The following is a 20,266-nucleotide window of genomic DNA, read 5'->3' as shown; positions in this document are numbered from 1 at the left end:
ATAGCCTTAAGTGTCTGAATTATTTGACGAAGTCGACGAGGAAGTCCGTCGCGATCAGCTCAAGAAGCTGTGGGACAAGTACTCGCTCTTTATCATCGCCCTGGCGATCTTGATCGTTGCGGGCGTCGGTGGCTGGCGCGGCTACCAGTATCTCGAGGCCAGGAAGGCCGCCGAGGCCGGCGCGGCGTTCGACCGCGCCGTCGAACTGTCCGATCAAAACAAGCACGCCGAGGCCGAGGCCGCCTTTGCCGCCCTCATCACCAAGGCGCCGTCGGGTTACCGCAACCTGGCGCGGCTGCGCATGGCCGCAGAGGTCGCGACCCGCGATCAGCCGGCTGCCGCGAAGCTCTACGACGAGATCGCAGCCGACCGCAGCGTCGGCGGTCCCGAGCAGGACCTGGCGCGGATCCGCGCCGCGCAGATCCTGATGGAGACCACCACCTATCCGAACATGCTGCAACGGCTGGAGGCGACGGCAACGGCGAAGGACTCGACGTTCCGCCATTCCGCGCGCGAGCTGCTGGCGCTGTCGGCCTGGCGCGCCAACGATGCCACCGCCGCGCGGCAGTGGCTCGACCAGATTGCCAATGACGGCGAGACGCCGCCGAGCATGCGCTCGCGCGCCGAGGCGCTGCAGGCCTTGTTGCCGCCGGTCGCGAAAAGCTGACTTGAGGCATGATCCGGAAAAGTGGGAACCGGTTTTCCGATCGGATCATGCCCAGACAAAACCCGAGTTTGAGTGAGAGATCGACCATGCGCCGCTCGCAACGCCTGATCGCAGCCGCAGTACTGACAGCGCTTTGCAGCGTGCTGGCGGGTTGCGGCGGTGGCGGCATGTCCAATTTCGATCCGAGCGACCTGCTCGACTTCCTCGATACCAAGAAGAAGCTTCAGGGCGACCGCAAGCCGGTATTCCCCGAAGGCGTGCCCGGCCTCGAGCAGGGCGTGCCGAAGGAATTGTACAAGGGCTCGCAGCAGGAACAGCTCGATCAGCAGAACGCCGCGGCAGCCGCCGCCCAGCCGGCCCCGCCGCCGGAGCCGCCGAAGGGCGCCAAGAAGCACGCCAAGGGCAGGGCAGCGCCGGCCGCAGATCAGGCGGCTGCGCCCGATGCCGCAGCCGAGGAGGGCGCGCCCGCCGCGCTGCCGCCGGAGCCGAAGCCGAAGAAGATCGTCCGCCGCCGCACCACCGCGCCACCCGCCGACGATCAGCAGGCGCAGCCCGCGGCGCCGGCCCAGCAGACCCAGACCACGCAACAATCCGGCGGCGCCTTCCCCGCACCGCTACCGAGCGGCGGATTTAGCCGCTAGGCTCCTGCTTCAATTCATTGACGCGCGCCGCGACGCGGCGCCTGGATGATCCATGTCTTTTACCATCGCCATTATCGGCCGGCCCAATGTCGGAAAGTCGACGCTGTTCAACCGGCTGGTCGGCCAGAAGCTTGCGCTGGTCGACGACGAGCCCGGCGTGACACGTGACCGACGCGAGGGCCAGGCCAAGCTCTACGACCTCGACTTCACCATCATCGATACTGCGGGCCTCGACGAAGGCGCCAAGGGCTCGCTGACGGCGCGGATGCAGGAGCAGACCGAAACTGCGATCGAGCTCGCCGACGCCCTGATGTTCGTGATCGACGCCCGCGTCGGCCTGACGCCGACCGATCGTGCCTTCGCCGACTTCGCGCGAAAGGCCAACAAGCCGGTGGTGCTGGTCGCCAACAAGGCCGAGGGCAAGCATGGCGAGATCGGCGCGATGGAATCCTACGCGCTCGGGCTCGGCGATCCCGTCCAGATCTCGGCCGAGCATGGCGAGGGCATGGGCGACCTCCACGAGGCGCTGAGCGCGCTGGTGCCGGAGACACCGGAGCAAGACGACGAGCTCGAGGATGACGAGGACATCTCGGAGGAGGAGGCCGCGCAGCGCCCGATCCGCGTCGCCATCGTCGGCCGGCCGAATGCCGGCAAGTCGACGTTGATCAACCATCTGCTCGGCGAGGAGCGGCTGCTGACCAGTCCCGAGGCCGGCACCACGCGCGATTCCATCGCGGTCGAGATCACTTGGCAGGGCCGCCAGTTCCGGGTGTTCGACACCGCCGGCCTGCGCCGCCGCTCGCGGATCGAGGAGAAACTGGAGAAGCTCTCGGTCGCCGACGCGTTGCGCGCGGTGCGCTTTGCCGAAGTCGTCGTGATGATGATGGACGCGCAGAACAAGTTCGAGGAGCAGGACCTGCGCATCGCCGACCTGATCGAGCGCGAAGGCCGCGCCATCGTGCTCGCGGTCAACAAATGGGACCTCGTCGAGCGCAAACCCAACCAGATCTCGCAACTGCGCACCGATGCCGACCACTGGCTGCCGCAGGTCAAGGGCGCGCCGATCGTCGCCGTCTCCGGCCTGATGGGCGAGGGCATCGACCGCCTGATGACGGCGATCCAGGAGGCCTATGCGGTCTGGAACCGGCGCTTGCCGACCTCGGCGCTCAATCGCTGGTTCGAGCAGGCGATCCAGGCCAACCCGCCGCCGGCGGTCTCGGGCCGCAGGCTGAAGCTGAACTACATCACGCAGGTGAAGGCGCGCCCGCCGAGCTTCGTGCTGTTCTGCTCGCGCGCCGACGCGATCCCGCGATCCTATCTGCGTTACCTCATCAACTCGCTGCGCGAGACCTTCGATCTGCCGGGCACGCCTGTTAGAATCACGCTGCGCGAGAAGGCCAATCCGTTCGCACACAAGCGCAAACGGCCGTCGTGAGCGAAGGGGGGGAGAGCGACACGGTTGCTGAAGCGCAACCGCGCAGCGGCGCGGTGATCTTCATCTTCATCACCCTGCTGCTCGACATGCTCGCGATCGGGATCATCATCCCGATCCTGCCCAAGCTGATCGAGGGCTTCGTCAACAACGACACCGCCAACGCGGCGCGCATCTTCGGCGTGTTCGGCTCGATCTGGGCCTTGATGCAGTTCGTCTGCTCGCCGATCCTCGGCGCACTGTCCGATCGCTTCGGCCGCCGGCCGGTGGTGCTGCTGTCGAATTTCGGTCTCGCCGCCGACTATGTGCTGATGGCGCTGGCGCCGAACCTGATCTGGCTGTTCATCGGGCGGGCGATCTCGGGCATCACCTCGTCGAGCATCTCGACCGTGTTCGCCTATATCGCCGACGTCACCGCGCCGGAGCAGCGCGCCGCGATGTTCGGCAAGATCGGCGTCGCGTTCGGCGCCGGCTTCATCCTCGGACCGGCGCTCGGCGGCCTGCTCGGCGAGATCGATCCGCGGCTGCCGTTCTGGGCGGCGGCGGGTCTGAGCTTCGTCAACGGGCTCTACGGCCTGCTCATCCTGCCGGAATCGCTGCCCGTGGAGCGGCGCGCGCCGTTCAAATGGAAGAGCGCCAATCCGATCGGCGCGCTGCATTTTCTGCGCTCGAACCGGACGCTCGCCGGCCTGTCGCTGGCGACGTTCTTCGGCCAGCTCGCGCATGTCGTGCTGCCCTCGGTGTTCGTGCTCTACGCCACCTATCGCTATGGCTGGGACACCGGCGCCGTCGGTGCGACGCTGGCGCTGGTCGGCCTCTGCGGCATGATCGTGCAGGGCGCGGCGATCGGCCCGATCGTGCAGCGCCTCGGCGAGCGCAACGCGCTGTTCCTCGGCCTTGTCTGCGGCGCCCTGGGCTTCGTGATCTTCGGCGTCGCGCCGACCGGCCAGCTGTTCTGGATCGGCATTCCCGTGATGGCGCTGTGGGGCCTCTCGGGCGCTGCGACGCAGGCGCTGACGACGCAGCTCGTCGCCGCCGACCAGCAGGGCCAGCTGCAGGGCGCGACATCGAGCGTGCAGAGCATGTCGGAATTGATCGGCCCGTTCCTGTTCACGCTGATCTTCGCGTATTTCATCGGCGACAACGTGCCGGTGAAGCTGCCCGGCGCGCCGTTCTATTTGGCCGGCGCGCTGCTGCTGCTCGCGCTCGCCATCGCCTGGCGCGCGACGGCGGCGAAGAAAGCCTAGGGCTGGCAAAGCCGCTCGCCGAACGGATCCACCACGAGACGCTCTATTCCGTCGCGATGAACGAGAATCCCGAATTGATGGCGATGCCGCGCGATGTCGACATCAAGAAGGTCGCGCTGATGAAGGCCGAGGCGAGGGATCCCGATCTCGCGCTGCTGCGCTGGGCGGCGGCGCGGGGGCTGCTGCTGAGCTCGTTGTTCGGCATGTTGTCGCTGACCGAGGCGGAGCGCGACCGCCTGTTCGCGCGATTGCTCGACGACAGCAAGTGGACCGCGATGGAGCAGGGTGCGACCGAGACAACAAAGCTGTCCAGGACGACGGCGGCACGCGCGGCATCGCCGCGGCCTGCACCGGCCACAAAGCCGGCATCGGCGCACAAGCGCGGCTGAATTTTCGGCGCTGCCGAAAGCTCAACGCCGCCCAAGCGGAATATGGATCGCTTGGCGGCGTTGGATCGAAGTAAGAAGATGCAAAAAGTCATTGCGGGGCGATGCGCAGCATCGAACCCGGAATCTCGAGATTCTCCGGGGCGCACTCGCCCCTGAGGTTCGCGCGTTGCGCGCCCGGAATGACCGCTACGCGGTCACTTCTTCACCAGCGGACAGTCGCTGGCCTCAAGCGGCTTCGCGGCGTCTTCCGGCGCGATGGTGGCGATCAGCTTGTAATAGTCCCACGGGTATTTGGACTCTTCGGGCTTCTTCACCTCGAACAGATAGGCCGGAATCAGGCGCCGGCCGTCGGCGCGCAGCGGGCCCTTGCCGAACAGCGGGTCGTCGGTCGGCAATTCCTTCATCTTGGCGACGACCTTGGCGCCGTCATGCGGATTGCCGCCGAGCGCTTCCATCGCCTTGAGATAGTGCAGCACCATCGCGTAGTTGCCGGCCTGGGTCATCGACGGCATCGCGTTCTTGCTGGCCAAAGCGGCGAACCGCTTCGACCAGGCGCGGGTCTGGTCGTTCATGTCCCAGTAGAAGGATTCGGTGAACGTCAGGCCTTGCGCGGTCTTCAACCCGAGCGAATGCACGTCGTTGATGAACAGCAGTAGCGCCGCGAGCTTTTGGCCGCCGGAAACGATGCCGAATTCGGCCGCCTGCTTGATCGCATTGGTGGTGTCGCCGCCGGCATTGGCGAGGCCGACCACCTTGGCCTTGGACGATTGTGCCTGCAGCAGGAACGACGAGAAATCGGCGGTGTTGATCGGATGCTTGACGCTTCCGAGCACCTTGCCGCCATTGCCGTTGACGACCGCGGTGGTGTCGCGCTCAAGCGCGTGGCCGAATGCATAGTCGGCCGTCAGGAAGAACCAGGTGTCGCCGCCGGCCTTCGTCAGTGCCTTGCCGGTGCCGTTGGCCAGCATGTAGGTGTCGTAGGTATATGAAATCGTGTTCGGCGTGCAGGCCTTGCCGGTGAGGTCGGCGGTCGCTGCGCCCGAATTCAGCAGGACGATGTTCTTCTCCTTGGCGAGGTTGTTGACCGCAAGCGCCACGCCGGAGTTCGGCGTGTCGGCGATCGCATCGACCTTCTCGTTGTCGACCCACTGCCGAGCGATGTTGACGCCGACGTCGGGCTTGTTCTGGTGGTCGCCACTCAGGACGTCGATCTTCCAGCCCTTCTTGAGCAGGCCGGAATCCTCGACGGCCATCTTGATCGCGACCACCGAGTTCGGTCCGCCGATGTCGGCATAGAGGCTCGACATATCGTTCAGCACGCCGATCTTGACGGTCTTGTCCTGCGCGAACGCAGAGGTTGAGAAGCCGAGTGCAGCGCAAGCAAGAAGCGCGGCGCAGCGCCGCGCAAACGTCGTTGTCATGAAATTCCCTCCACTGTCTAAAGCTCGGGCAGCCCTCTTGCGGAGCCTTTTTGCCGGTCGCTCAGGTTCCCGCTTACCCTTTCCCGGGGGAGGCGGCAATCCGTATAAAGCCGCATGAACTGCGTCGAACCGTCATCCCGCATGCTGCTTATTTGAGTGCGTCCGAGGTCAGCCTGAATTTCTGGATCCGCTTTCCGGTGTCGACCTCGGCGGTATAGACGTTGCCCTGGGCGTCGACCGCAAGCGCGTGCACCCAGTGGAATTGCCCGGCGTTGCGGCCGTTGCGGCCGAAGCTGCCGACCACCGCGCCGTCGTCACGCCTGATGATGCGGATCTCGTTGTTCTCGCCGTCGGCGGAGAGCAGGTAGGTCTGCTTGGGATCGGACCACAGCGCGATGTCCCACACCGCGCCGTTGCCGAGCGTGCTCTTCTCGAAGAAGAACTCCTTCACGAAGCTGCCGTCCTTCCTGAACACCTGGATGCGGTTGTTGATGCGGTCGCAGACATAGACCAGTCCGTCATTGGCGATCTTCACGCAGTGCACCGGATTGCCGAACTGCTGCGCGACCTGCGCCTTCGGATCGTAGGGCGGCTGCTTGGCGTCATCGGGCTTGTTGCCATAGGCGCCCCAGTGCCGCTTGTAGGCGCCGGTAGTGGCATCGAACACGATGACGCGCCGGTTGCCGTAACCGTCGGCGACGTAGATCTCGTTGGCCTCCTTGTCGATCGCGGTCTCGGCGGGCTTGCCGAGCTGGGTGGTGTCGTTGCTGCCCTTGCTCGGCGCGATCGAGCCGATCTGCGCGACGAACTTGCCGTCGAGGGTGAACTTGAGGATCGCATTGTCATTGTCGGCATTGCCGCCGATCCAGACGAAGCCGCGCTCGTCGACCTCGATGCCGTGCTCGCGGCCAACCCACTCATAGCCGTCACCCGGGCCGCCCCAGGACCGCAGCAGATTGCCGTCAGCGTCGAATTCGAGCACCGGCGGCGCCGAGACGCAGCATTTTGAGCGTGGCGGATTGAGACTCGCGCCCTTCTCGTCGTCGGTCAGCGAGCGCGGCCGGTGGATCATCCAGATATGGCCCTGCCAATCCACCGTGATGCCGCCGACCTGGCCGAGGATCCAGTTGTTCGGCAGCGGCTTTGGCCAGGACGCGTCGACCGCGAAGGTCGGGACGTCGCCGGCCCCGGCGGGCGCGTGCAGAGTGAGAAGGGCCGATGATGCGATGCAGGCGGAGAGAAACAATCCGGACAGAATGGAGCGCGCGCGATTGAACGTCGGCGTCATTGGTTGCCTCCCGAGATTTTTCTTGGCGGGCTGTTCCGCTTGGGAGCGCAGTCAATCGTGAGGCGGGAAGCGAGTCAATCGCAAGGAGGTGCGTAGCCCGGATGCAGCGAAGCGAAATCCGGGGCCGGTCTCCGGGGCGGCACAGAATCCCGGATTACGCTTCGCTGCATCCGGGCTACGTGATTGCATGCTCACCGGTCGGGATTGGCGCGCTCGAACTGGCGCAAGAGGCGGTTGCCGCGCTCGACGGCATTGTCCATCGCGGCCTGCGCCGAACGCTTGCCGGCGAACACCTGCTCGAGCTCCTCCTCGATCACGTCGCGGATCAGGACGAACGAGCCGAGGCGGATGCCCTTGGAGTTATCGGTCGGCGGCTTCAGCGTCACCTCCTCGATCGAGATCGAGGCGCCGGGATTGCGATCGTAGAAACCCCGCGCGCGGGTCAGATCGAACGCGGCGCGGGTGATCGGCAGGTAGCCCGTGTTCTGGTGCCAGGCGGCCTGCACCTCCGGCCGCGACAGATGGGCGAAGAACTTCGCCACGCCGGCATATTCGGCGCGCGGCCGGTCGCGCAGCACCCACAGCGTCGCGCCGCCGATGATCGAGTTCTGCGGCGCGCCCTGCACGTCGGGTTCGTACGGCATCATGCCGTAGCCGACCTCGAATTTGGAATTTGCCTTGATGTCGGCGCGCGTACCCGACGAGCCGATGAAGATGCCGCATTCGCCTTTCTGGAAGCGCGGCTCGGCCGCCTGCCCGCGGCCGCTGTAGTCGAAGCTCTTGTCGGCCTGCCATTGCGCGAGCTGCGCGATGTGGCGCACCACCAGCGGATTGTTGAAGATCAGCTGCGCGTCGAGCCCGGAAAACCCGTTGGCCTTGGTTGCGATCGGCAGATTGTGGAAGGCGGAGAAGTTCTCGACATTGATCCAGGACGGCCACGACGTGGTCACGCCGCACATCGCGCCCGCCGCGCGCAGCCGCTTGGCCACGACACCGAGCTCCGGCCAGGTCCTCGGCGGCACACCCGGATCGAGCCCGGCGGACCGGAACATATCCTTGTTGTAGTAGAGGATCGGCGTCGAGGCGTTGAAGGGGAACGACAGCATGTTGCCGTCGACATCGGCATAGTAGCCGGCCACTGCGGGCAGATAGGCCGACGGCGCGAATGCCTCGGATTGATCGCGCATCAGCTCGAACACCGGATAGATCGCGCCGCGGGCCGCCATCATGGTTGCGGTCGCGATCTCGTTGACCTGTACGATCGCCGGCTGGCTGCGCGAGCGGAAGGCGAAGATCGCCGCGGTGACGGTCTCGGTATAGTTGCCCTTGTAGGCGGGCACGATCCGGTAGTCGGATTGCGAGGCGTTGAAATCGGCGGCAAGCTTCTCGAGCTGCTTGCCGAGCTCGCCCGACATCGCGTGCCACCACATGATCTCGGTGGCCGCTCGCGCCGGCGACACAAGCAGAAGAGCCGCGACGACGAGGTGCAAGAGCTTCAAGGCGTGCTTCAAAACGAACTTCACGACGAGCCGGTCCCGGATGCCAATACGCCCTGATAAGGCGCCACAACCGCAGATTCAACCGACACCGCAGGTTGCAGCGCGGATTTAACGTTTGGCCGATGGCGAACCAGCGCCATTCTGCTAAAAATGCGTTGAACCTTTTCTTCCCGCCCTGGACACAAATCACAAGGGGAATTGTAGCCTGTGTACCGCCGCGCCGGCCTTTCGCGGATAACGATGCTTGCCGTCGCGCTGTCATGGGCAGCGGTCCCGGCGAGCGCTTTCGCGCGCGAATTCCGTACCGCCGATACCCAGAACGAGGACTATCCGACCGTCCAGGCGCTGAATTACATGGACCGCCTGATCGCCGAACGCACCGCCGGCCGGCACCGCATCGTGGTCTTCCATTCCCGCCAGCTCGGTGAGGAAAAGGAGACGCTGGAGCAGACCCGGGCCGGCGCCATCGACCTGAACCGGACCAATGTCGCGCTGATCGGGACAATGGTGCCGTCGGTCAACGTGCTGGCAATGCCGTTCCTGTTTCGATCGCCCGAACACCTGCAGAACGTGCTGGATGGACCGATCGGCAGCGAGATCCTGAACAGTCTCGGAGCTCACGGCTTCGTCGGGCTTGCCTTCTACGATTCCGGCGCCCGCTCGATCTATAACAGCGTCCACCCGGTCCATTCGCTCGACGACGTCAAGGGACTGCGGTTGCGCGTGCAGCAATCCGAACGGATGTCGGACGTGATGCGCGCGCTCGGCGCCCAGCCGGTCCAGATGCCCTACGGCCAGGTACTGACCGGATTCGCCACCGGGCTGATCGACGGCGCCGAGAACAACTGGGCGTCCTTCGTCACCACCGGTCACTACAAACACGCCCGCTACTACACGTTGACCCAACACACGTTCAGTCCGGACGTGCTGCTGATGTCGCAAAAGGCCTGGGCCAGCCTCTCGCCGGAGGAGCAGGCGATCTTCCGCGAGGCTGCGCAGCGCTCCAGCGTCTACATGCGCGGGAGGTGGCGGGAGCTCGAGGAGCGCTCGCGCAAGCAGGCGGAGCTGGCGGGCGTCGAGATCGTGACCGACATCGACCGCAAGCCGTTCGAAGCTGCAATGGCCGGCATCTACGCCAGGGCCGCGCGCGATCCTGCGATATCAGCGCTGATCGAACGCATCCGCAACATGGAGTAACCGGATCTTGGACGCAGCAAAGCAGGACGGGACGATGCGACGGCCGGCGGCCTTCGGGCCGCAGGGCCGTATCCGCATCGTCCAGCTGCTGCGTGCGGTGCCGATCCGCTGGCGCATCCTTTCGATCGCCCTGCTCAACTCCGCGGTCGTGATCGTGCTGGCGGTGCTGATCTGGAACGGCTCGAAGGTGCTCGGCTCGGCCTGGGAGGATGTCCGCCAGGTGCGGGAATCCGACAAGATCCTGGCCAAGCTCGAAAGCGAGACCAGCCGCCTGCAGAACCTGATCCATCGCTACATCAACCAGCCGAGCCCGGACCTGTTCGCGGAAATCCTGCTGCTCCGCGAGGCCGTGCTCGGCACGCTGACCAACCGGGCCTCGACCGACCCGATGCTGTCCGGCTCGGTCGAGGAGCTGGAGCGCGTCACCAGCCGCTTCCTCGACGGCTTCGGCGAACTGCGCACCGTGCAGACCAGGATCGCCAAGACCTATGATGAGCAGGTGCTGTCGCCGACCAAGGACATGGCCGGGCTCTATTCGATCATCGAGGGCGCAACCGGCCATCGCGATGCACTGATCTGGCCCGCGCTCGGCAAGTCGCGCGAAGCGTTCACCTCGCTGCTGGTCGCCGCCAACGCCTACTATCTCTCGCTGGCCTCCTCGTCGGCCGAGGAAGCCCGCCGCAACATCGATACGATCGAGAAGACGATTCCCGTCATGACCGATCTGGCCGAAAACGATCTGCAGCGGATGGCGCTGGCGCGGCTCAAGGTCAAGACCGCCGAGCTGCGCGACGGGCTCGGCAAGCTCAGCGAGCAGCTCACCAACCGCACCGATCTGCTGCGCAACTCGATCGACGCCAGCCAGGCCGATGCGATCGGCGCGATCGACGATCTCTCGGTGAAGATGCGCCAGCGCGAGCAGAAGGCGCAGGAGACGTTCGACAAGACGCTGACCTCGATCTCGCGCCGGGTGCTGTCGATTGCCGTGATCTTCCTCGGTGTCATCATGTCGGCCGGCGTCATGATCGCGCTGTCGATCCGCCTGCCGCTGGCGCAGATCATGGCCGCGATGCGCACCATCACCTCGGGGGACCTCGACCGGCCGGTGCAGGGCACCTCGGCCAAGGACGAGGTCGGCGCCATGGCGCGTGCGGTCGAAGTGTTCCGTGAAAACGCGATCGCCAAGCGCAAGACCGAGGACGAGCTGCGCACCGCCAAGGAGGAGGCCGAAAGCGCGCTGCTCGAGCTCAATACCGCGCAGCAGAACCTGATCGATGCCGAGCGTCTCGCCGCGCTCGGCGGCCTCGTTGCCGGCGTCGCCCACGAGGTCAACAATCCGATCGGCATCAGCCTGACGGTGGCCTCGAGCTTCGCCCGCCGCAGCGAGATGTTCGAGAACGACCTGAAGACCGAGCCGCTACGCCGCTCCAAGCTCGACGAGTTCGTGCGCGCCTCGCGTGACGCATCGCAGCAACTGGTCGCGAACCTGCAGCGCGCCGGCGAGCTGATCCAGTCGTTCAAGCAGGTCGCCGTCGATCGCTCGCATGCCGAGCGCCGCCAGTTCGCCTTGAGCGAATCCACCGACCAGATCGTGGCGAGCCTGCGGCCGGTGCTGAAGAAGGCCGCGATCGCGCTGTCGGTCGATGTGCCCGAGGGGCTCCTGATCGACGGTTATCCCGGCGCCTATGGGCAGATCTTAACCAATCTTTTCCTCAACGCCGTCAATCATGCCTTTGCCGATGGCCGCTCCGGCACCATCACCATCTCGGCGCGCGGGCGCGGCGCCGACGATGTCGAGATCATTTTCGCGGACGACGGGGCGGGCATGACGCCGGACGTGCAGCGGCAGGCGTTCGACCCGTTCTTTACGACGCGCCGCAACGAAGGTGGTACGGGCCTCGGCCTCCACATCGTCTATAACCTCGTCACCCAGCAGCTCGGCGGACGCATGATGCTGGAGTCAAGGGTAGGACAAGGCACCACTTTTCGCATTATCATGCCCAGGGTCGCCAAGGGGGCAGCCAAGGGCGAGCCCACGATCACTGACGCAGCAGCCGACGGAACCAGTCAATGGCCGAACAGGACGATGTCCTCCAACTGATCGACGATACCGAGAGCCCCCCGGAGGACTCGTCGGCCCGCAAATGGAAGATCGCCGTCATCGACGACGATCACGCCGTCCATGAAGGCACCCGCTTCGCTCTGAGCGACTACAACCTGAACGGTTCGACGCTGGAGATCCTCTCGGCATACTCTGCGGCCGAAGGCCGCACGCTGATGCGGGACAACCCCGACATCGCAGCCGTGCTGCTCGACGTCATCATGGAGACCGACGTCGCCGGCCTCGAGCTCGTCGAGTTCATCCGCAACGAGATCAAGAACGAGACCGTGCGCATCATCCTGCGCACCGGCCAGCCCGGCCAGGCGCCGGAACGGCGCGTCATCGTGCAATACGACATCAACGACTACAAGGCGAAGACCGAGCTCACCGCCGACAAGCTGTTCACGTCGCTGACCGCCGCGCTGCGCAGCTACCAGCAGCTCGAGCGCATGGTGCAGACGCGGCGCGGGCTCGAGATCATCATCGACGCGGCCTCGACGCTGTACGATTTCAAGTCGATGCAGCGGCTGGCCGAGGGCGTGCTGACGCAACTCGCCTCGCTGCTCAATGTCGATTGCGCGGGGATCCTGGTGCTGCGCGACGACGGCAACGCGGCCGCGTCCGATTTCTCGGTGCTGGCCTGCTCGGGCTGCTACAGCCGCTTCATCGGCACCACCTCGTCTAAGGCGCTCGATCCGGACCTGCGGCACATGGTGGAGGAAGCATTCCAGCGCCGCAAGAACGAGTTCGCCGACCACCGCAGCGTGCTCTATTCGCGCACCGGCAGCGGCCGCGAGGTCGTGGTGCTGCTGCAGGCCGAGCGCCAGCTCTCCGACACCGACCGTGCGCTCGTCGAGATCTTTTCGAGCCGGCTGTCGATCGCGTTCGACAATGTGATCCTCTACCAGCAGCTGCACGAGGCCAACACCCAGCTCGAGGACCGCGTCGCGCAGCGCACCCGCGCGTTGATGCAGGCCAACCGGCGGCTCTCGGCGCAGTGGCTGCGGCTGCAGCGCGCCAACGGCTTCAAGAACGAGATCCTCGGCACCGTCGCCCACGATCTGAAGAACCCGCTCGGCGTCATCCTCGGCCGCACCGAGATGCTGACCGAACTGATCGGCGCCGGCTCGCCGAAGGAAAACGTCACGTCGCAGGTCGAGCACATCCGGGACGCCACCAAGCGGCTGACCTCGATGGTCGACCATCTGATCTCGGACGCGATGGCCGATGCGTTCGACATCACCATCCGCCGCGAGCCGGTCGACGTCGCGGCCCTGGTCAACGAGGTCACCGAGGCCAATTTGCCCTCGGCGGTCAACAAGCAGCAGAGCATCTCGGTCTCGGGGCCGCAGCAATTCGTCACGATGTGCGACGCCGACCGGATCCGCGAGGCGATCGACAACCTCGTCAGCAACGCCATCAAGTACTCGCCGATCGGCGGCAAGATCACGGTCACGGTCAGCCATGAGGGCGACGACACCGTGATCCGGATCGTCGACCAGGGTCCCGGCCTCAGCCCCGAGGATCTCGGGCGGCTGTTCGGCCGGTTCCAGCGGCTGTCGGCCAAGCCGACCGCGGGCGAGAGCTCGACCGGGCTCGGCCTCTCCATCGTCAAGCGCATCATCGACATGCATGGCGGCCATGTGACCGCGCAGAGCCCGGGCCCCGGACAGGGGTCGACCTTTACGGTTACACTGCCGGCGACAGAGACATCATGAGCCAGAACCCGCATATCTTCATCGTGGACGATGAGGCACCGGCCCGCGAAATGGTCGGCGATTACCTCAAGATGCACGGCTTCGGCGTGACGCTGTGCGACGGCGGCAAGAGCCTGCGCAAGGAGATCGAGGGCTGCACGCCCGATCTCGTGGTGCTGGACCTCAACATGCCCGAGGAAGACGGGCTGTCGATCATCCGCGACCTCAAGAGCAAGATCAACGTCCCCGTCATCATGCTGACAGCTACTGCCAGCCCGATCGACCGGGTGGTCGGGCTGGAGCTCGGCGCCGACGACTATGTGGCCAAGCCTTGCGAATTGCGCGAGTTGATGGCGCGCATCCGCTCGGTGCTGCGGCGGAGCGGGCCGGCGAAAACGGCGGCGCCGGAACCGGCGGGCGCGAAGGCCGAAAAGGAGCAGCTGGTGCGGTTCGGCACCAAATGGCTCGATCTCGAGGCCCAGGCGCTGCGCGACGACGAGGGCAACGAGCATCCGCTGACGGCCTCCGAATTCGGCCTCCTGAAGGTGTTCGCGGCCAACCCGAAGCGGGTCCTGTCGCGCGAGCGGCTCCTGGAACTCGCCAATGCGCGCGACGCGGAAGCCTTCGACCGTGCCGTCGACCTGCGCATCATGCGCATCCGCCGCAAGATCGAATTCGACCCGACCAAGCCGTCGGTGATCCGCACCATCCGCGGCGGCGGCTACCTGTTCTCGCCGACCGGGGACAAGGCGTGATTGTCGTCCCGGCCTAGTGCGCAATTGCGCACGGGGGCCGGGATCCATACGCCGCGGCGGTCGTAAGAGGCAAGCGGCGCGACAATCGTCAAATAACCCTCTCCTGTGGCTATGGGTCCCGGCCTTCGCCGGGACGACGAATTCGTTGTGTGGCACGGGCGGATTCAGCGACACAAAGGCTGTCAATCCGCGCAAAAATCCCTAAGTTTCGGCCATGCCGAAAACAGCCTCCAAAGCCCCCGCCAAGCCCGCATCGAAGACCGCCCCCAAGCCCGTTGCCGCCAAGCCTGTCGCTGCCAGGCCCGCGGCGAAGGGCGACCATGTCTTCCTGGTCGACGGCTCGTCCTACATCTTCCGCGCCTACCACGCGCTGCCGCCGCTGAACCGCAAATCCGACGGGCTGCAGGTCAACGCCGTGCTCGGCTTCTGCAACATGCTGTGGAAGCTGTTGCGCGACATGCCCGAGGACAACCGGCCGACGCATCTGGCGATCGTGTTCGACAAGTCGGAGATCACGTTCCGCAACAAGCTCTATCCCGACTACAAGGCGCACCGGCCGCCGGCGCCCGACGATTTGATCCCGCAATTCGCGCTGATCCGCGAGGCGGTGCGCGCCTTCGAACTGCCCTGCCTCGAACAGGTCGGCTTCGAGGCCGACGATCTGATCGCGACCTATGCGCGGCTCGCCAGCGAGCGCGGCGCGACCACGACGATCGTGTCATCGGACAAGGATCTGATGCAGCTCGTCAACGACAAGGTCGTGATGTACGACACGATGAAGGATCGCCGCATCGGCCGCGACGAGGTGATCGAGAAGTTCGGCGTGCCGCCGGAGAAGGTGGTCGAGGTGCAGGCACTGGCCGGCGATTCCACCGACAACGTGCCCGGCGTGCCCGGCATCGGCATCAAGACCGCAGCGCAGCTGATCATCGAATATGGCGACCTCGATCAGCTGCTGTTCCGCGCGGGCGAGATCAAGCAGCCGAAGCGGCGCGAGGCGCTGCTCGAGAACGCCGAGAAGGCGCGCATCTCGCGCCAGCTGGTGCTGCTCGACGACAAGGTCGATCTCGAAGTGCCGCTCGACGACCTCGCCGTGCACGAGCCCGACTCGCGCCGGCTGATCGCCTTCCTCAAGGCGATGGAGTTCACCACCCTCACCCGCCGCGTCGCCGACTACGCGCAGATCGACCCGGCCAATGTCGATGCCGATCCCGGTAACAAGAGCGGCGCGAGCGTGTTCTCGCCATTGCCGCCGTCGGATGTGACGCCGGCGCCCGGAGACGCGCCGACATCGGCCGCGGCACCGCTGCCGAAAGCCAAGCCGACCGGCGCGCGTGACGACAAGAACTCGAGCCTGAAGGGCACGCCGGCGACGCTGGCCGAGGCCCGTGGCGAGGCGATCCGCAAGACCGGCTTCGACCGCAAGGCGTATCAGGCGATCGGCAGCCTCGAGCAGCTCGACGCCTTCATCGCCCGCGTGCCCGACACCGGCTACGTCGCGATCGAGGCGATGTCGGAATCGATCGACCCGATGCAGGGCGAGCTCGCGGGCCTTGCACTGGCGCTGGCGCCGAACGATGCGTGTTACGTCCCGCTCACTCACCGGCAGGCCGGCGGCGGTGCCGGCCTGTTCGATGCCGGCCTCGCGCCCGGCCAGATCAAGACGGCCGAGGCGCTGGCGGCGCTCAAGCCGCTGCTGGAGTCCGTCGGCATCCAGAAGGTCGGCTTCGACGTCAAGTTCACCTCGGTGATGCTGGCGCAGCACGGAATCACGCTGCGCAACATCGACGATGCGCAGCTGATGAGCTACGCGCTCGATGCCGGCCGCGGCTCGCATGCGCTGGAGGCGCTCGCCGAGCGCTGGTTCGGCCACGCCGTCGTCAACTATGGCGGCCTCGTCGGCAGCGGCAAGGGCAAGCTGACCTTCGATCAGGTCACGATCGACAAGGCCAGCGAGTATGCGGCCGAAAGCGCCGACGTGATCCTGCGGCTGTGGCGGGTGCTGAAGCCGCGTCTCGTAGCCGAGCGGATGGCGACGGTGTACGAGACGCTGGAGCGGCCGCTGGTCTCGGTGCTGGCGCGGATGGAGCGGCGCGGCATCTCGATCGATCGCCAGGTGCTGTCGCGGCTGTCGGGCGATTTCGCCCAGACCGCGGCGCGCGTCGAGGCCGAGATCCAGGAGATCGCCGGCGAGCCGGTCAATGTCGGCAGTCCGAAGCAGATCGGCGACATCATCTTCGGCAAGATGGGATTGCCCGGCGGCAGCAAGACCAAGACCGGCGCGTGGTCGACCACCGCGCAGGTGCTCGACGAGCTCGCCGAGCAGGGCCACGAATTCCCGAAGAAGATCCTGGAGTGGCGCCAGGTCTCGAAGCTGAAATCGACCTACACCGACGCGCTGCCGACCTACGTCAATCCGCAGACCCATCGCGTCCATACCACCTACGCGCTGGCCGCGACCACCACGGGCCGGCTGTCGTCGAACGAGCCGAACCTGCAGAACATCCCGGTTCGTACCGAGGACGGCCGCAAGATCCGCCGCGCCTTCATCGCAACGCCCGGCCACAAGCTGGTGTCGGCCGACTACTCCCAGATCGAATTGCGGCTGCTCGCCGAGATCGCCGACGTGCCGGTGCTGCGCCAGGCCTTCCGCGACGGGCTCGACATTCACGCCATGACCGCCTCCGAAATGTTCGGCGTGCCGATCAAGGACATGCCGAGCGAGGTGCGCCGCCGCGCCAAGGCGATCAATTTCGGCATCATCTACGGCATCTCGGCGTTCGGTCTCGCCAACCAGCTCGGCATCGCGCGCGAAGAGGCCTCGGCCTACATCAAGAAATACTTCGAGCGCTTCCCGGGCATCCGCGCCTATATGGACGAGACCAAGGATTTCTGCCGCCGCAACGGCTATGTGACGACGCTGTTCGGGCGCAAGTGCTACTACCCCGACATCAAGGCCTCCAACGCCTCGGTGCGCGCCTTCAACGAACGCGCCGCGATCAATGCGCGCCTGCAGGGCACCGCGGCCGACATCATCCGCCGCGCCATGATCCGCGTCGAGGACGCGCTCGCCGAGAAGAAGCTCTCGGCGCAGATGCTTTTGCAGGTGCATGACGAACTGATCTTCGAGGTGCCGGACGACGAGGTCGCGGCGACGCTGCCGGTGGTGCAGAAGGTGATGCAGGACGCGCCGTTCCCGGCGGTGATCCTGTCGCTGCCGCTGCAGGTCGATGCCCGCGCGGCGAACAATTGGGACGAGGCGCATTAGGGTTTCAGGAGCGGGGCTCGCGGACGGTGGCTGCTCATTGGTGAAGTGACGCTATCTCCGTGCAAGTAAGGTGAGCACCGGCAGACGGGCTCCCTCCCCCCTTGCGGGGGAGGGTTGGGGAGAGGGGTATTACACGACGTGCTCTCAACATGAGTTTCGCTGACGCGCGGTTCGATATTGCACGAGCCGCGCGTCCATCAATTATCTCGCCCGGGGCTAACCCCTCGCCCCACCCTCTCCCGCAAGGGGAGAGGGAGCCTGACCGATGTGCTCGCCTTACTGGCCGTATGCGATCAGCCGTTCCGGCCGAGATTGTCGCACTACCACCGCCGCTCAGGCCACATTGCTCCGAGAGCAATTCCAGCATGGCCGCGCGACGGACAACACGCTAGAAGTGTGCGTATCCCTCGCGAGACCAAACATGCCCCACACATCCGCTCTGCTCGGCTTTGCGCTCATCTGCCTCGGCATGGTGCTGACGCCGGGGCCGAACATGATCTATCTGATCTCGCGCTCGATCACGCAGGGGCCGGCCGCAGGCATCGTCTCGCTCGGCGGCGTGGCGCTCGGCTTCGTGTTCTACATGCTGTGCGCGGCGTTCGGCATCACCGCATTGCTGTTTGCGATTCCCTACGCCTATGACGCGCTGCGCTTTGCCGGCGCGGGCTATCTGCTCTGGCTGGCGTGGCAGGCGTTGAAGCCCGGCGGCCGCTCGCCGTTCCAGGTCAAGGCGCTGAAGGTCGACGGCCCGCGCAAATTGTTCGCGATGGGCTTTGTCACCAATCTTTTGAACCCGAAGATCGCCATGCTCTATCTGGCGCTGCTGCCGCAGTTCATCGATCCCGCCGGCGGCAGCGTCCTGACGCAGTCGCTCGCGCTCGGCTCGATCCAGATCGTGATCAGCGTCAGCGTCAACGCGATGATCGCGCTGGCCGCCGGTTCGATCGCGGTGTTCCTCGGCACCCGCCCGACCTGGCTATTGGTGCAGCGCTGGCTGATGGGCACGGTGCTGGCGGGGCTGGCGATGAAGATGGCACTCGAGGCGCGAAGGGCGTGAGCCCGACTCGTCGTGCGCGGGCTTGACCATCGCCCGCTCAAGCGGGGCGGCAACCAAAGGGTCTTGCGAAGAGGATGGATTGCCGGGTCAAGCCCGGCAATGACACACCCAATCAATCCAGCTTCGCGTCCATTCCCCGCCTCGTCGCGGGGCGGGCCATCAGCGTCTCGTACCAGCGCTTGACGTTGGGGAAGTCGGCCAGGTCGACCTTGTGGCGCGGATGGCGCCAGGCCCAGCCGAGGATGGCGAAATCGGCGACCGAGAGATCGCCGGCGACGAATTCGCGCCCATCAAGCCGGCGATCCAGCACGCCGTAGAGTCGCCGCGTCTCGGCCATGTAGCGCTTCAGGCCGTAGGCGCGGTCCTGCTCGTTCTCCAGCGCGATGAAATGGTGCACCTGGCCCGGCATCGGGCCGAAGCCGCCCATCTGCCACATCAGCCACTCATAGACCGGAATCCGCTCCGCGAGCGGTTTCGGCAGGAATTTGCCGGTCTTCTCGCCGAGATAGAGCAGGATCGCGCCGGACTCGAAAATGCTGACCGGCTTGCCGCCCGGCCCACCCGGATCGACGATCGCCGGGATCTTGTTGTTCGGGCTGATCGCAAGGAAGGCGGGCGCCATCTGTTCGCCCTTGCTGATGTTCACCGGGATCACCTTGTAGGGCAGGCCCATTTCCTCCAGCGCGACCGAGATCTTGCGGCCGTTGGGGGTGTTCCAGGTGTGCAGCTCGATGGTCATTTCCGCTTCCCGTGCAAGTGTTTGGGCAAGTGTTTGGCCGAGTGTTTGGCGCCTGCTTACGGGGAACGGAACGGCCGCACAACCGCGCTTTCCGGAAAGCACGCCCGCGGAAATCGCGGCTTGGGCACTGTTGACGGCCCGATTTCCACGCTGGAATGTGCCGGTAAGCGTGGATAGATTGCCGCCCGCCTCAAACCCTCAAGGGAAAAAGTCTTTGTCCAAATCAGCCTCCCGCGCCCGCCTCGCCGAGATCATCCGCAAGCGTTCGTTCGGCCGCGGCGAGATCACGCTGGCGTCGGGCCGCAAGAGCGACTTCTATTTCAACCTGAAGCCGACGATGCTCGATCCCGAGGGCGCGGCGCTGCTCGCCGAGCTCACCTATGAAGCGCTGAAGGACGACAAGCTCGACTTCGTCGGCGGGCTCGAGATGGGCGCGGTGCCGCTCGCCGGCGCGATCGCGCAGCTGTCCTGGCTGAAGGGCCACCCGATCGCGGCGTTCTTCGTGCGCAAGAAGCCGAAGGAGCATGGCGCGAAGCTTTCCGTCGAAGGGCTCGCGAAGGGCGAGAGCCTTGCGGGCAAGCGCATCGTGATCGTCGAGGACGTCACCACGACAGGCGGCTCGGCGCTGAAGGCGGTGGAAGCCGTGCGCGAGGCCGGCGGCGAGATCGCGCTGGTCTTCACCATGGTCGACCGGGAGGAAGGCGCGACCGAGACGTTTTCCGAAGCCGGCTTGCCGTTCCGCGCGCTGTACAAGGCGGGCGAGTTCCTGAAGGACTGAGGCTCTTTCGCGGCTATCTCCCGTCGTCGCGTATCGCCGCGCGGTGCGCGTTTCATGTGACGCCGTCACCCTCAATCAATCGCTCGTTTA

Annotated in this window: 16 protein-coding genes; 12 read left to right on the top strand and 4 right to left on the bottom strand. The window is 65.7% G+C overall.

Annotated features, from left to right (window positions below):
* Positions 1-10 precede the first annotated feature (10 nt).
* The 5 genes from E2I15_RS35080 (at position 11) to E2I15_RS35060 (ending at position 4,376) form a co-directional block, all read left to right on the top strand.
* The gene (locus tag E2I15_RS35080; RefSeq protein ID WP_016839891.1) at positions 11-667 is read left to right on the top strand and encodes a tetratricopeptide repeat protein; all 657 of its coding nucleotides are present in this window, start codon (positions 11-13) and stop codon (positions 665-667) included.
* 86 nt (positions 668-753) lie between these two features.
* Complete coding sequence (locus tag E2I15_RS35075) at positions 754-1,308, top strand: hypothetical protein (RefSeq protein WP_137479764.1); 555 nt, start codon at positions 754-756, stop codon at positions 1,306-1,308.
* A 52-nt stretch (positions 1,309-1,360) separates the two neighbouring features.
* Positions 1,361-2,743, top strand: coding sequence for a ribosome biogenesis GTPase Der (gene der, locus E2I15_RS35070; RefSeq protein ID WP_137479765.1), 1,383 nt, complete (start codon positions 1,361-1,363; stop codon positions 2,741-2,743).
* A complete protein-coding gene (locus tag E2I15_RS35065; protein ID WP_137479766.1) occupies positions 2,740-3,987 on the top strand; it encodes an MFS transporter in 1,248 nt (415 codons plus the stop codon). Before der ends, E2I15_RS35065 begins: the two co-directional genes overlap by 4 nt.
* Positions 3,957-4,376 (top strand): hypothetical protein, encoded by a 420-nt coding sequence (locus tag E2I15_RS35060; protein ID WP_283810536.1) that lies wholly within the window; start codon positions 3,957-3,959, stop codon positions 4,374-4,376. The genes E2I15_RS35065 and E2I15_RS35060 overlap by 31 nt, the downstream gene beginning before the upstream one ends.
* 194 nt (positions 4,377-4,570) lie before the next feature.
* On the opposite strand, the gene E2I15_RS35055 is transcribed toward E2I15_RS35060, so the two are convergent.
* The 3 genes from E2I15_RS35055 to ugpB all read right to left on the bottom strand — a co-directional run bounded on the left by E2I15_RS35055 (position 4,571) and on the right by ugpB (position 8,596).
* Positions 4,571-5,797: an ABC transporter substrate-binding protein gene (locus E2I15_RS35055; protein ID WP_137479767.1), complete on the bottom strand. Its 1,227-nt coding sequence runs from the start codon at positions 5,795-5,797 to the stop codon at positions 4,571-4,573.
* Positions 5,798-5,945: 148 nt separating this feature from the next.
* Positions 5,946-7,085 carry an NHL repeat-containing protein gene (locus E2I15_RS35050; protein WP_137479768.1) on the bottom strand — a complete coding sequence of 380 codons (1,140 nt, stop codon included), beginning with the start codon at positions 7,083-7,085 and terminating at the stop codon, positions 5,946-5,948.
* A gap of 191 nt (positions 7,086-7,276) precedes the next feature.
* Positions 7,277-8,596 carry a sn-glycerol-3-phosphate ABC transporter substrate-binding protein UgpB gene (ugpB, locus tag E2I15_RS35045; RefSeq protein ID WP_155262756.1) on the bottom strand — a complete coding sequence of 440 codons (1,320 nt, stop codon included), beginning with the start codon at positions 8,594-8,596 and terminating at the stop codon, positions 7,277-7,279.
* A 228-nt stretch (positions 8,597-8,824) separates the two neighbouring features.
* Between ugpB and E2I15_RS35040 the strand changes: the two genes are divergently transcribed.
* The 6 genes from E2I15_RS35040 (at position 8,825) to E2I15_RS35015 (ending at position 18,659) form a co-directional block, all read left to right on the top strand.
* The gene (locus E2I15_RS35040; protein WP_155262740.1) at positions 8,825-9,781 is read left to right on the top strand and encodes a TRAP transporter substrate-binding protein; all 957 of its coding nucleotides are present in this window, start codon (positions 8,825-8,827) and stop codon (positions 9,779-9,781) included.
* 34 nt (positions 9,782-9,815) lie between these two features.
* The gene (locus E2I15_RS35035; protein WP_170991663.1) at positions 9,816-11,882 is read left to right on the top strand and encodes a sensor histidine kinase; all 2,067 of its coding nucleotides are present in this window, start codon (positions 9,816-9,818) and stop codon (positions 11,880-11,882) included.
* Positions 11,852-13,600: an ATP-binding response regulator gene (locus E2I15_RS35030; RefSeq protein ID WP_137481224.1), complete on the top strand. Its 1,749-nt coding sequence runs from the start codon at positions 11,852-11,854 to the stop codon at positions 13,598-13,600. Before E2I15_RS35035 ends, E2I15_RS35030 begins: the two co-directional genes overlap by 31 nt.
* The gene (locus E2I15_RS35025; protein WP_069277603.1) at positions 13,597-14,334 is read left to right on the top strand and encodes a response regulator; all 738 of its coding nucleotides are present in this window, start codon (positions 13,597-13,599) and stop codon (positions 14,332-14,334) included. The genes E2I15_RS35030 and E2I15_RS35025 overlap by 4 nt, the downstream gene beginning before the upstream one ends.
* A 214-nt stretch (positions 14,335-14,548) precedes the next feature.
* A complete protein-coding gene (polA, locus tag E2I15_RS35020; protein WP_137481226.1) occupies positions 14,549-17,602 on the top strand; it encodes a DNA polymerase I in 3,054 nt (1,017 codons plus the stop codon).
* Between the two features lie 421 nt (positions 17,603-18,023).
* The gene (locus tag E2I15_RS35015; protein ID WP_092078615.1) at positions 18,024-18,659 is read left to right on the top strand and encodes a LysE family translocator; all 636 of its coding nucleotides are present in this window, start codon (positions 18,024-18,026) and stop codon (positions 18,657-18,659) included.
* A gap of 112 nt (positions 18,660-18,771) precedes the next feature.
* Here the strand turns inward: E2I15_RS35015 and E2I15_RS35010 are convergent, their stop codons facing one another.
* The gene (locus tag E2I15_RS35010) at positions 18,772-19,398 is read right to left on the bottom strand and encodes a glutathione S-transferase family protein (protein WP_137481228.1); all 627 of its coding nucleotides are present in this window, start codon (positions 19,396-19,398) and stop codon (positions 18,772-18,774) included.
* Positions 19,399-19,612: 214 nt separating this feature from the next.
* On the opposite strand from E2I15_RS35010, the gene pyrE reads away from it, so the two are divergent.
* Positions 19,613-20,176, top strand: a complete 564-nt coding sequence (gene pyrE / locus E2I15_RS35005; protein ID WP_137481230.1) for an orotate phosphoribosyltransferase — start codon at positions 19,613-19,615, stop codon at positions 20,174-20,176.
* Positions 20,177-20,266 lie beyond the last annotated feature (90 nt).

Origin of the sequence: Bradyrhizobium sp. BR2003 (assembly GCF_009720285.1) — a bacterium.
Taxonomy (GTDB): domain Bacteria; phylum Pseudomonadota; class Alphaproteobacteria; order Rhizobiales; family Xanthobacteraceae; genus Bradyrhizobium; species Bradyrhizobium elkanii.
The sequence above is the reverse complement of the archived record's forward strand: the minus strand, read 5'-3'. Positions and strand labels throughout refer to the sequence as shown.